Origin of the sequence: Haloarcula sp. CGMCC 1.6347 (assembly GCF_037078395.1) — an archaeon.
Lineage (GTDB): Archaea > Halobacteriota > Halobacteria > Halobacteriales > Haloarculaceae > Haloarcula > Haloarcula amylolytica.
The window spans coordinates 902369-914531 of sequence record NZ_JAYMGX010000002.1 but is presented as its reverse complement, the minus strand read 5'-3'; the positions used below and the strand labels follow the sequence as shown (position 1 = coordinate 914531).

The 12163-nt window shown below is 60.6% G+C and carries 15 protein-coding genes and 3 tRNA genes; 11 read left to right on the top strand and 7 right to left on the bottom strand.

What is annotated here, in order from left to right; translation table 11 throughout:
- Positions 1-19 precede the first annotated feature (19 nt).
- The 4 genes from VI340_RS13135 to VI340_RS13120 form a co-directional block, all read right to left on the bottom strand.
- On the bottom strand, positions 20-244 hold the full coding sequence (locus VI340_RS13135; protein WP_008307668.1) for a hypothetical protein: 225 nt from the start codon (positions 242-244) through the stop codon (positions 20-22).
- Between the two features lie 119 nt (positions 245-363).
- Positions 364-924, bottom strand: coding sequence for a diadenylate cyclase (locus tag VI340_RS13130; RefSeq protein WP_008307669.1), 561 nt, complete (start codon positions 922-924; stop codon positions 364-366).
- A gap of 103 nt (positions 925-1027) precedes the next feature.
- Positions 1028-1636 carry a DUF309 domain-containing protein gene (locus VI340_RS13125; RefSeq protein WP_336358505.1) on the bottom strand — a complete coding sequence of 203 codons (609 nt, stop codon included), beginning with the start codon at positions 1634-1636 and terminating at the stop codon, positions 1028-1030.
- Positions 1637-1803: 167 nt separating this feature from the next.
- Positions 1804-1876, bottom strand: a tRNA-Arg gene (locus VI340_RS13120).
- 258 nt (positions 1877-2134) lie between these two features.
- Between VI340_RS13120 and VI340_RS13115 the strand changes: the two genes are divergently transcribed.
- The 4 genes from VI340_RS13115 to VI340_RS13100 all read left to right on the top strand — a co-directional run bounded on the left by VI340_RS13115 (position 2135) and on the right by VI340_RS13100 (position 5642).
- The gene (locus tag VI340_RS13115; protein WP_008307671.1) at positions 2135-2482 is read left to right on the top strand and encodes a hypothetical protein; all 348 of its coding nucleotides are present in this window, start codon (positions 2135-2137) and stop codon (positions 2480-2482) included.
- 192 nt (positions 2483-2674) lie between these two features.
- Positions 2675-4141, top strand: coding sequence for a single-stranded DNA binding protein (locus VI340_RS13110; RefSeq protein WP_336329350.1), 1467 nt, complete (start codon positions 2675-2677; stop codon positions 4139-4141).
- A gap of 55 nt (positions 4142-4196) precedes the next feature.
- Complete coding sequence (locus VI340_RS13105; protein ID WP_004515366.1) at positions 4197-4634, top strand: histone; 438 nt, start codon at positions 4197-4199, stop codon at positions 4632-4634.
- Positions 4635-5642, top strand: a complete 1008-nt coding sequence (locus tag VI340_RS13100; RefSeq protein WP_336329349.1) for a histone deacetylase family protein — start codon at positions 4635-4637, stop codon at positions 5640-5642.
- Here VI340_RS13100 and cca read toward each other — a convergent pair.
- Positions 5621-7057 carry a CCA tRNA nucleotidyltransferase gene (gene cca, locus VI340_RS13095; protein WP_336358504.1) on the bottom strand — a complete coding sequence of 479 codons (1437 nt, stop codon included), beginning with the start codon at positions 7055-7057 and terminating at the stop codon, positions 5621-5623. The genes VI340_RS13100 and cca overlap by 22 nt on opposite strands.
- Before the next feature lie 95 nt (positions 7058-7152).
- On the opposite strand from cca, the gene VI340_RS13090 reads away from it, so the two are divergent.
- The 7 genes from VI340_RS13090 (at position 7153) to VI340_RS13060 (ending at position 10609) form a co-directional block, all read left to right on the top strand.
- Positions 7153-7225: transfer RNA gene (locus VI340_RS13090), tRNA-Asn, on the top strand.
- Between the two features lie 169 nt (positions 7226-7394).
- Positions 7395-7469: transfer RNA gene (locus VI340_RS13085), tRNA-Ile, on the top strand.
- Positions 7470-7641: 172 nt separating this feature from the next.
- Entirely contained in the window at positions 7642-7872 is a 231-nt protein-coding gene (locus VI340_RS13080; protein ID WP_049938981.1) for a hypothetical protein, read from the top strand.
- On the top strand, positions 7869-8066 hold the full coding sequence (locus tag VI340_RS13075) for a helix-turn-helix transcriptional regulator (protein ID WP_336358503.1): 198 nt from the start codon (positions 7869-7871) through the stop codon (positions 8064-8066). Before VI340_RS13080 ends, VI340_RS13075 begins: the two co-directional genes overlap by 4 nt.
- Entirely contained in the window at positions 8063-8221 is a 159-nt protein-coding gene (locus VI340_RS13070; RefSeq protein ID WP_336358502.1) for a hypothetical protein, read from the top strand. The genes VI340_RS13075 and VI340_RS13070 overlap by 4 nt, the downstream gene beginning before the upstream one ends.
- A complete protein-coding gene (locus VI340_RS13065) occupies positions 8209-9825 on the top strand; it encodes a DUF7845 domain-containing protein (protein WP_336358501.1) in 1617 nt (538 codons plus the stop codon). The genes VI340_RS13070 and VI340_RS13065 overlap by 13 nt, the downstream gene beginning before the upstream one ends.
- A gap of 322 nt (positions 9826-10147) precedes the next feature.
- Complete coding sequence (locus tag VI340_RS13060; protein ID WP_336358500.1) at positions 10148-10609, top strand: hypothetical protein; 462 nt, start codon at positions 10148-10150, stop codon at positions 10607-10609.
- Between the two features lie 3 nt (positions 10610-10612).
- Here the strand turns inward: VI340_RS13060 and VI340_RS13055 are convergent, their stop codons facing one another.
- Together VI340_RS13055 and VI340_RS19850 are read right to left on the bottom strand one after the other, a co-directional pair.
- Positions 10613-11527 carry a hypothetical protein gene (locus VI340_RS13055; RefSeq protein ID WP_336358499.1) on the bottom strand — a complete coding sequence of 305 codons (915 nt, stop codon included), beginning with the start codon at positions 11525-11527 and terminating at the stop codon, positions 10613-10615.
- Positions 11528-11638: 111 nt separating this feature from the next.
- Positions 11639-12025 (bottom strand): hypothetical protein, encoded by a 387-nt coding sequence (locus VI340_RS19850; protein WP_442905122.1) that lies wholly within the window; start codon positions 12023-12025, stop codon positions 11639-11641.
- Between the last annotated feature and the right edge of the window lie 138 nt (positions 12026-12163).

Genomic DNA, 12163 nt, shown 5'->3' with positions numbered 1-12163 from the left:
GTCGGACACCAGTCCGGTTCTATTCGTCCGAAGAAACGATCCCACTCGCTTCGTCTGTTATCTTCTCCGAGATGGGGCCGACGCTCGCTCGCTTCTCGCCGATCGTGGCGCCGACGAGTGCGCCGAGCGCGGCACCACTACTCGCAGCACTTTTACTGAACAGCCCACCGATTCCAGCACCGACGGCAGCGAAAGCGGCAGCGTTCTTGGCACGACTCCACGCACGGATAAGGCGGGACTTCATGTCTCCATCTATTCGGAGTGTTGACATAAGTGCGTGGGTTGGGACACGAACCCAGCAAAAACGCCCGTATCGAAGCCCGGGTCGCCGAACCGGAGCCGTGGCGGGCACACCACGGACCGCTACCACTTCTCGCCGAGGACGTCGTGCTGCCGGTCCTCGTAGGTCCCGTCTCGAAAGACAGTGACCCGCCCGTTCTCCTCGCTCAGCGTCACCACTGCAAACACGGCGTCCCGAGTGGAGGTCTCCAGCGCACTCATGTGTCGTGTCCCCATCCAGTCAGCATACGGAAGCTGGTCGACAGTTTCCGCCTCCGCTTCAGTCAACTGCGTGAGCCGAACCATCGATGGTCTGACTGTGCCGTCACTGCGGACGACAACTGCGCCGTCACACGCAACCGCAACCGACTGGGCCGCCTCGAACAGCGCCCCGGACTGGTCGAACACGCTCGGGCAGTCCTCGACCGGCCACCGGTTCGACCCCATCGGGTCGGAAAACGCCGTCGTCGGGTCGCGCTCGATGACGACGTACAGCCCCGGCCCCCGTACGTGAGCGTCGTCCCACCGGTCGAACGCCAGACTCACGTCCTCGACACAGCCCCTGATTCGGTCGAGAACAGCACTCTCCGGGGCGGCCTCTCTCTCCGCGTCTGCGGGACTCGGACGTTCAATCGAGTCGCTCATTCGGTCGTCTGTCGGTTGGGCTGCCACGGGCATAGTCGGTGCGGATTTCCGGAAAATCCGTTGTGTTGATTAAATGGGTAACCAGCCAGTCAAGCGGCTCGAGCTACTCGAACAGCCCCCGCACGTCGTCGTCTTTCTGCTGTTCCAGTTCGACGTGGTCCCGGAGCCGCTGGTAGACGACGGGGCGCTGGTCGCGCTCGCGCACGAACGAGAACAACATTCCGACGAACTGCGAGCCGCCGTCGCCGTCGAGTTCATCTCGCGCGCGGTCAACAGCGTCGTCGATGACTGCCTCGTCGTACCGGCCAGCCTCCGCCAGTACCTCGGCAGCGATGGCAGTCGCGTCGAAAGCAAGCGCATCGTAGCCAATCGCTTCGCCATCGTGGATCATCGATGGCGGGTCTGCCGCTGCGTGGTGCGGGTCCGCCGCCGTCGCCGCGAGGAACGACCGGACCCTGTCTAGCGCCACCTCGCGGTACGGGTCGGGTAGGCCGTCGAGGTACTCCGTCGCGCTCTCGGCCAGTCCCCGCGCGCCCGACCAGTTCTCCTCGCTAGCGTGGTGGACGACCGCGGTGAACTGGATGAGACCGTGCAGAAACCGCTCGTCGTCACCTTCGTCGAGGTCTAGCCAGTACGCCTCCCACGCGTCGTGAGCGGCGTGGTAGCGACCTTCGTTGTACACTGCGATGCCGGCACGGAGATGGTCGCGCACACGGTGCGTTGGATTCGCGGTCGGAAAACCACATCGGCGTCTGTGCAAAGTTTCGACAGCGAGACCGTATTACCGTCGCTCGGCGGTTTGCGTCGGTAGAACCGTTCGGACGGAGTTCCACACGAGCATCGCGAGCGTGGAGCACGTCCAGTCGTGAACGGAGTGAACGTCCGGACGGAGATTTGAACTCCGGTCCCTGGCTCCGCAAGCCAAGAGGATAGTCCACTACCCTATCCGGACTCATTTCCAGAGAGGGTGGTGCACCTAAAAAGGGTGACGGTTCGCGTGCCGTCACGCGACGAGTAGGCACACTTCGCTACAACGCTGGTTTGAGCGACCGGGAGTATCTTTCAACTGGACTACATTCGGGCGAATATGAAGCGGCGACAACTCCTACGATACGGTGGTCTCGGTTGTTCAATAGCGCTCGCTGGCTGCTTTGGTGGGGCGCCCGGTAGCGGGGAAACATCCACAGAGGGCGCGAGTGAAACCCCGAGTGTGAACGAGACAACATTCAGCGTCACCCAGCGACAGTCCGGGTCACAGACGAGTTCGGCAACGGTGGCTTTCGACGGCGATCAAGTCGTCGTCGAAGGCACTATCTGGGGATCTGACGGGTGCAAAACGGCCGACCTAACAGACGTTACGTACGATTCGAGTGTCGATGAACTGCACATCAGTGTTGGGACGAAAGATAAACCGGACGCTGGCGATGTGTGTACGCAGGCCATTATGGAAATCAACTACCGGGCGACGGCGACGTTTGAGAACGGGCTCCCCGGTACGGTGTCTGTGTCGCACGACACCGGCGACGGCCAGAGCCCTGTGACAACAGCGACACGCTAACGGCTGCCCACGACCCTCTCAACACGGTGGCATAACAGTGCCCGCTGTCGGACCCGCGGACGAGGGTTTATATCCCATCCCGTGACCACCTTCGAGTAATGGACGGGAGACCACCGAAATCGACCGACAGCGGCCGTTCGCTCGCCCAACGACAACGCTTAAGCGCGCCCCAGCCCAGCGTCCCATAGATAGATGGGTGCGATAGAGGACATTTACGAGGACTTAGAGACGGACGTCCCCGAGGAGGAGTTCCGCGAGGCCGTCGAGGAGAAGGTCGAGCAGATGGGCGGGCTCGCCGACGAGGAGACGGCCGCGATGCTGTTGGCCCACGAGCTCAACGAGAACGAGGTCAACGCCATCGCCGATATCGAACCCGGGATGGACGAGGTGAAGTTCCTCGCCAAAGTGATGGCCGTCGGCGACCTGAAGACCTTCGAACGCGACGAGGAGGACGAGGACGGCCGGGTCATCAACGTCGAGGCGGCCGACGAGAGCGGCAGCCTCAGGCTCGCTTTCTGGGACGGCCAGGCCGTCGATATCGACGAGGGGAAACTGGAGGTCGGCGACGTGCTCCGGGTCAAGGGTCGGCCGAAGGACGGCTACAACGGGCTGGAGGTGTCCGTCGACAAGGCGGAGCCGGACGAGGACGCGACAATCGACGTGGAGCCGGGCGCTGGCTCGTCAATCGACGCGCTGACGATGGGTCAGTCCGACGTGACGCTGCGCGGGCTCGTCCTCGACACCGATACGATCCGGACGTTCGACCGGGACGACGGCAGCGAGGGCCGCGTCTCGAATCTCACACTCGGCGACGAGACGGGGCGCATCCGGGTGACGCTGTGGGACGACCGAGCCGACCGCGCCGAGGAACTCGACGCGGGCGCGGCCGTCGAAATAATCGACGGCTACGTCCGTGAGCGGGACGGCTCGCTGGAACTCCACGTCGGCGACCAGGGGGCCGTCGACGAAGTGGAAGACGACGTGGCCTTCGAGCCCGACGCCGACCCCATCGCCGAGGTCGAACTCGAAGAGACGGTCGACATCGCCGGCGTCGTCCGCTCGGCCGACCCCAAGCGGACGTTCGACCGCGACGACGGCAGCGAGGGGCAGGTCCGGAACGTCCGCATCCAGGACGCGACGGGCGACATCCGCGTGGCACTGTGGGGCGACAAGGCGGACAAGGATATCGCGCCGGGCGACGAAGTGCTCGCGGCGGATGTCGAAATCCAGGACGGCTGGCAGGACGACAAGGAGGCCTCGGCGAGCTGGAACTCCACGATTGTCGTGCTCGACGACGGCGCGGACCTGGCGACTGGTGGCGCAGGCGGGGGAGCCAGCGCCGAGACGACCGACGCCGAACACGCTGGCCTGTCCTCCTTCGGAGACGGTGCAGACGACGCTGATACCGACAACAGCGGCGACGGGGCGGCCGCAGTCAGTGCTGGTACCGGCGACACGTCGCCGGACGGTGGCGCAAAGAGCGCCGGCAAGCAGGTGGAGTTCACCGGTACCGTCGTCCAGACCGGCGACCCTGTCGTGCTCGACGACGGCGAGCAGACGATGAGCGTCGAAACCGGCGAGCGCGTGCAGTTAGGGCAGGAGATAACGGTCCGTGGCGAACTCCGCGACGACCGACTCCACGCTGAGGACGTGTTCTGAGTCGCCGAGCGACGCTACGGAAACTCTTAAGACCGCAACACTCCCGGGTTTGGGTATGAGTGTCGAGCTACCGTTCGCACCGGTGGATGCGGTCATTCGGCGGAACGCGGACGGGCTCCGGGTGAGTGCCGACGCTGCGGAGGAACTGGCTCGTCGAATACAGGACCACGGCGCTTCGCTTGCCGTCACAGCAGCCACCGAGGCCACCACGGACGGCCGAAAGACGCTGATGCCGGCCGATTTCGGTATCGAGCAGGTCCCGGAGAAGGACGGCCTCGAACTCCCCGTCGCGCCGGTCGACCGCATCGCACGGCTCGACATCGACGACGACTACCGCGTCGCAATGGACGCCCGCGTCGCCCTCGCGTCGCTCCTCGAAACGTACGCCGACGACACGGCCGCCGCGGCCGCCACGTTGGCGCGTCACGCTGACCGCCGGACTATCAAGGCAGCTGACGTCGAAACGTACTTCGAACTCGCCCAGTACTACTGAATGAACTTCGGCTACCGCGAGGTCTGTCTGGATCACGACACCGGGCCGCGACATCCGGAGAGTCCCGACAGACTTCGAGCGATACGGCGCGCGCTCAAGGAGAACCACGGTGTCGAGTACGTCACCGCCGACGACGCCGACATCGACCTCGTGCGCGAGGTCCACGACGCCGACTACATCGAGGAATTCCGCGAGTTCTGTGACGACGGCGGCGGGAACTGGGACGCCGACACCGTCGCGGTCGAGGAGACGTGGGACGCCGCGCTCGCGTCGGCAGGCCTCGCTGTCTGGGCGGCGGAAGCCGCGCTTGACGGCAACTCCGGCCGCAACACACCGTTCTCTCTGGGCCGACCGCCCGGCCATCACGCTGTGGGCGACGACGCCATGGGCTTCTGTTTCATCAACAACGCGGCCGTCGCAGCACAGGCGGCTCTCGAAGCCGACGCCGAGCGCGTCGCTATCTTCGACTGGGACGTCCACCACGGGAACGGTACACAGGACATCTTCTACGACCGTTCCGACGTGTTCTACGCCTCGATACACGAAGACGGCCTCTACCCCGGTACCGGCGACGTCGCGGAGACCGGCACGGGCGACGCCGACGGCACGAACCTCAACGTGAAGTACAAGCCCGGCGCTGACACCGCCGACTACCTCGCCGCGATCGACGAGTGCATCGCGCCGGCCATCGAGGACTACGACCCCGATCTGTTGCTCATCAGCGCTGGCTTCGACGCGCACGAGCACGACCCGATCTCACGGATGCGCGTCTCGACGGAAGGGTACGGCGCAATGACGGATCGCATGCGCTCGCTCACAGACGCCTGTGACGCCGCGCTGGGGATCATTCTCGAAGGCGGGTACGGACTTGATACCCTCTCAGACTCGGTTACGACCGTTCACGAAGTCTTCGATGGCTACCAGCCGATGGAGCCGGACGACGACGTCAGCGACGATGCCCGCGACGTTCTCGATGACCTCGCCGATCAGGGCTTCGGCTCGAAGTAGTCCGCCAGATCGACGCCGAAACCGTCGGCAAGCGCTGCAATCTCTGTGTCGACCAGTACCTCGTAGCCGCCCTCCAGTGCCGACTCGATCCGCGGCCCCAGCCCCACGTCGAAGACAGCATCACTCGACAGGAACCCGGTAGCTGTGGTGATCGCGCGTGGCCGCTCGACGACGTAGCGGTCGCCGTCGATGAAGGGGCCGGCCACCTCGGGGTCGTCGTCGTACTTCTCGAAGAACCCGATCGCGTGCTCGCGGACGTGGACCGGCGGCCCTTCGTGGCGCTCGACGGCCGGCCGCTCGGCGACGGCAAATTCGAGCAGCAGGACGGCGTCCCGCTGTGCTGGTGATCCGCTGTCGCCGCCGGCGGTAGCTCTTGCACTGTCGACGGCTCGGCCCCCGTCGTCTCCGCTGCCGTCCTCGACGAATGCGGCCGACCGCAGGACCTCGAACCCTCGTCGGTCGAGTTCGCTGCGGAGCCCATCGAGGGATTTCCGGAGTTGCGGCCAGAGCTGGTCGTCGACCACGTCCGGAGCGACGAAGCGAAGCGCCACCGGCGTTGTTTCCCGCCGTGACACAGCGTCTTCGACATCTGCCGCTACGAGCGGCTCAGGGTCGTCCTCGGTGAACAGCGACGCTCGCGGCTCGGCGAGGAGGTCCCGTGCGTAGTGCTGGAGCCTGGCGACGTTCGTTTCGGACAGCACCGCCGCGACGTTGCGCTCCGGGTCTGTCGGGTCGATGACGACCAGCGGGTCGTCGAACGTCTCGCTCCCGTGGTCCTCGGGGTCCAGCCGAACCGGCGGGTGCCAGTCCGCGACTGCCTCGGCGAACGCCCGGAAGCCGCCGTACTCGAGTACCAGCAGCTCCGTCAGATAGCCCGAGAACCCGCGTGTTCGGAGGTCGCTCCCGTAGACGCCGGTGCCTTTCAGGAACTGTTTTGCCACCCGAACCTCGCCCGCGCTGTCGTCGTCCAGTCGATCCTGCAGATATCTGGTGTGAAACGGCGTCCGGTCGACCGCGGACTGGATCTCGGTGGCGTCCTCGACCGCGTAGCAGGGCACCAGATCCACGGCGTACCCCTCGCGCTTGCCGACGACGTAGGGGTGTTCGGCGTACTCCTCACGCCCATCGGGGAGGACTTCGTGTCCGACCGTCAGCCCGTACTCCTCCAGCTCTTCACGGTCGATAGACGGCGGAAAGCAGACGAACACGTCCACGTCTCGGTCGCCGGCGGTCCACGTTCCACGGGCCGTCGATCCGACTTGCACTACCTCCGCAGCGACCGGCAGGTCGGCGACGGCCGCCTCGGCGTCGGCCATCACCGCGCCGGCGACCCGCTGTAACTGCGCTCGCTCGTCGTCGGTTGGCGAGGCCCGTGCTCGCATCTCCTCGACGACGGCGTCGAACTCATCGCTCATACCGCCGCTTGCGCACAAGTGCGTGAAAGCGTGTCGATGCCGACTGGAAACGAAAGCCCTAATTACCAACTCTGGCAATGATTGGATGCGTTCGCGCCGCCGTAGCTCAGTTGGTAGAGCACCTGGTTGTTACCCAGGTTGTCCCAGGTTCGAGCCCTGGCGGTGGCGTCGTTCTTTCACTCCTAACTCGACGAGCGCTGCGAGTCCGTCGCTGTAGCGTCGGCTTTCGGCCGCTGAACCGATGCATGGTCTTTCTGTCCTGTCTCGCTTGCATCTCCGAAACCCCACCACTCCAACCCGACAGGCTAAAGATGCGGACTCATCAACACCATTCTGAGGGCCCTTAGCTTAGTCTGGTTAAAGCGATCGGCTCATAACCGATTGAGCGCTGGTTCAAATCCGGCAGGGCCCATCCAGTTTCTGCCCGAAGCGTATCCGTTACGAACCGGCAGCGATAGGTGTGCGAGCGGGCGGAGAACAGCGGAATCGGGGTACGAAGATACCCCCGCTAAATTCTGAGTTCAACAAGCATCTTGTTGGGGGTAGCCGCCGTCTGGCGATTTTGCGATCCGGAGGTGCGGGCGATGAGTAAAGCGTCAGCGCCCACTACGCTGCCCGAGAAGGGCGTGCGGAACCGTTCGCAGTACGCGGACACGCTACACCGCCTCGATCCGGACGCTGCTGAGCCAACACCCGCCTGTCCCGAAGCCGATTACCGAAGTGACGCGGACTTCACGGAGGTTCCCATTGCCGCGTATCGGCCGCACTACAAACTCTGTGGGAACCCGGAGTGTTTCGGAGGTGACTGGCGGTGAGCCCCCAGTCTTCGCTGTTCGATTACGAACCGGACCTGTCCCCGCTGACTGACGCCGAGCGAGAGGTGTACGAGGCTGTGGGCATGGGCCAGTATGGGCCACGGGAGTACGCCCGCAAGACTGGCCGTTCACCCGGTACTGTGGGCAACCTCCTGCGTCGCGCTCGTGAGAAAGTGGAGGTGGTTCCGGCGTGACTGGATTCGTCCGCGCCTCAGAATTGTACGACGTCGAAGCGAGTGAACCCCTTCAGTTCGACTGGACGAATCTCCAACCGCTTGCGGAGAGTCAAGCCGAGGTCGAGCGGGCGGTGGCCGCCGTCAAGACTGACGGGGGGCGATGCGAACGATAGGGCTGGCCCCTCACGAACTCCACGCCAATCTCCTGTTCAATAGCGACGGCCTTGCGCCGTTTTTCGCGATGGACAGCGAGGTGAAGGCTGGTGAGGGGTCAAAGAGCAGCGAGTTCCTGCAGGACGGCGAGCGGTGGGTCGTTCGCCTCTCCTACCAGGACAGCAATATCGTTCACCCCGGCGAGCGGACGCCACAGGGAACGGACTGGCAGCTGCAGAATATGCGCGAGTACCGGCTGAAGGTCGCCCGTCATCCCGAAGAGGATTCGGTCGGCCAGCAGGATTTCGTGGCTCACGTCGCCCCACGCTGGCCCGGAATGCAGGGCGAGCGTGACGACGGCAGCCGTATCGAGATTCCCGTTCCGGACGGCTTCGGCGAAGGTGTGAACGTCCGTGCGAAAGGGTCGAATATTGAGTTCCACCGATATCCCGAGCTACTGCAGCGGGCAGCCATCGAGATCGGCGTCACCGGTCGGTACTTCGAGGAGCCACACCCCTACAGCAACGTTCAGGACGCCGAAAAGTACGCCCGGGTTCATCGGGACGCCAGTGGGCCGGTCCACGCTCGCGACGGGCCGATTGCGGCGATGGGCCACCTGTTAGAATCCGACCGCCGTGGCTATCGGAAGATCGTCCAGAACGATGACGACGAGCGGGGGCGGAACTTACCAGGATACTACCACACGGCCACACTCGGCCCGAAGCGGATTCGAGAGGCGTTCCCCGATCACCACCTCCCCAAGGAGGTGAAGCACTACTACGCCCGTGAGGCGCTGTCTGTGCCCGACGACCATCCGCTATCTCACCCGAAAGTCGGTTCGTCTCTGCAGGCCTCGCTGCTGGATGATGACGAAACTGTCCGGTGGCGCGATCTGGAGACGCTGGAACGGGAATTAGATCAGACTGTACTGTCGGTACTGGCCGATGCGGGTATCGATATCGTACCGTCGGATTCCGGCCCATTCGTCGAAGATTCATACTTCGAGCCGGAGGTGGACCACTCTGGCCCCGAACCGGTAGGCTTGGATCTAACGCGAGTCGAGCAGAAGCAGGAGAGTGTCGTCGTGCGCCACCTCTCAGATGGGCTTTCGCCGGTGCAGTGGGAAGCCCTGGAGATGTTGGTGGCAGACGGCGGGCAGGTTGCTCCGGCAGATATCGCCGACGAGTACGGCCGTCATGTCGAGAGTGTCCGTCGAGCGCTTCGAGAGATGGAAGACTTGGTGATCTCGGACTATGCCGACGTATCGCTCCGGTCGGAGTACGTCGCGGAGATGGTTCACGCCGCCGTTGACGAAGCGCGTGAAGCCACTCGCCGTGCTGTTGACACCGCGGCGAAGGCCGCGGAAGCTGCCGAGCGTGGGCTGGAGAATACGATGAGCGCGTTCATCGCATGGGCAGCCCGCCACGGCGTTGATGTGAACGACGCTCGCGAGGCGCAGATGACACTGCGGTTCGGGGAGATCGAGAAGCACGGGAAAGCAATTCGTGAAGGCTTCCGCGTCTGGAAGGATGCGGGAATGCCCGAAGAGCGCTACCGGCAGGCCCAGGTTCAGCTCGCAGACGGTTCGCGAGGGACGGCCTGGCGCTGGCTGGCTACCGAGTAGCGGCCCGCCTGCTGAGAGGCATCACTATCCAGCACCCCGAAAACACCGCTTGTTTTGCCGATTTCTCTCCCTGTCCGGCACGGTCGCCGATGTGATCGAGGCTGACCGAGCCAATGGCTCGGCCGTCGCCCGAACGGAATCAAACCCGGGGGGTTGTGATTCCGTTTAGAGGTGTGGCTAAGGCCACATCATCAAAATACCCTACACAGGTTTGATTGAGAGGATTAACCGGAATATTTCACTGGCTGAAACATCGTAGTTTCACAAAATAATTATACATGAGCACGGACAAGTGTCTATAAGGACTGAACCCCGTTCAGCAATGTCTCCAGAAGTAAAAATATCGAAAGAGAAGCTTATTCCCCTTGCCTTGTTAGACGCTTCTGAAGGAAGCCTGAACGGTAAAACCCGTCTTCAAAAACTTGCATTCTTGCTTGATGAACAAGAGTTGGGAGACCAGTTTGACGCATATTCATTTAAAAAATATGATTATGGCCCATTCTCAAAACGGCTCTTAGAGGACATCGAAGCATTAGAGCGTAAAGGGTTAGTTGATATCTCCAAATCCCGAACAATGGGCGGAAACCAGAGGTATGATTACGAGTTAACAGATACTGGTAGTGAAGTCATAGAGCAGTTATTGGGGGTCGACGATGTTGAGAAAGTGTTTAATGCTGCTGAAAATACTGTCAATAAATACAAAGATATGTCTCTGCGAGACCTAATTGAGCACGTCTACGATGAATATCCGGAATATCAAGAGAACAGTGTTTATCAGTATTAGACCTCAGTTCTCTGATTCTGACTGAGGTGTTTCGTCGTCCGCCTGATTCGATGTTGATACCGCATATTCTGATTGGAGATCAAGTTCTTTCTCATCTCGATCTGATTGAACAAAAATCGGAATACGATAGCTTTCATAAGTCCGTTCGAGATGGCTATTTAGCTGATAATATATTCGTGAAGCGCCCTTAGATGACCTCTTTTTTATGTTTACACCTTTCTGGAGCAAAGCTATATATTGTCTGTTGACCCACCCTCTTTTTATATCTGCTTTTTCTTCATAGGCTTCGATGCGGGAGATATCTTGAGAGTGGTGATATGATAGCTGTCCAAGAGGCACATGGTCCTGACTCTCTGTCTGATTATTTTCATTAATGTACGATTTCTTTGGGCTGCTCAGAACTAAGTCATAATCTTCTGAGGAATCTCCCATTTGTTCCAAATTACCCATTATTTTCTCTCCATACCGCGTAACAACAGTGATTTCATCTCCACGAGATACATGAGAAAATATCTCGTCCCATGGACGATTTAAGTCTCTTCGACGGGGGTTATCAACGTCTACAAGAATATATTTCAAACTTCCAATTAGAAGCCCAAGAATAAGCCCAGCTACGGACTGTGCTGTAATTAGGTTAGCTGCTTGCAGAACCGACAAATCAGAGATTGTGTTTATCGATAGGCCGCCTGATATTGCCATACTGTCCGGAATGAAAGCAAATTCCAACCAAAATTGTCTAGCGATGGAAACAATAACAAGCGAAGCAAAACCACCGAGCGCTAAAAGGACCAGTTTAGTTAATCTAGTAGTGTCGTCTAATGCAATATTAGCCCAAAGATAGCTTCTAAGACCTGCATAACCGGGTATCAGCAGAAACAAGAATAATACTAATTGCCCCCCGATTGAGGTCTGAGGCATAATGAATAACTAATCTGGTCACATAAAGTATGTTTTGATAGCGTTAGAGAGTTAAATAATACTATTTATCTTATATTAAAATGGTGGAAATATCCTAGAATACTAAGTAAATTACTGATGGAACATTTCTGTTACTGTTATTTTTGCTTGCTTAGCACTCCGATGTGATCCACCGCCATGCCAATTTAGTTGAGGCAGACGGGATGAGTGACGCATTTCCCACTCTAATACATTGATACCCTGTCCACGAACTCGATAGACCCCAAAAACGTACCATCCACTCTCAGCACGTAGCCGATTGTGATACTGGTCGTATAGCTTGAACGTACCGGGCTGGCCGTCGGCATGACGATGCATCGCCGATTTGATTTCAACGGGCGTTCCGTCGGGTCGCTTCGCGTCATGCCAACTGCACCGATCTAGCTCAAGATCGTACCGGTCGGCTGCTTTCCGCTCGACGAGCGTGCCGTAGTGATTGGCTTTATGACTTCGACTCATTCGCACACCCCGCGTGCGTCATATATAGATACTCCTCCGGGCTGTGCCCGGCCGTTGCCCATGGCTTGCGTGTGCTCGCACCGCGAGCGCACGCCATGGGCCAACAACAGGGCTACGCCGGGGGGTTGGTTGTTGTTG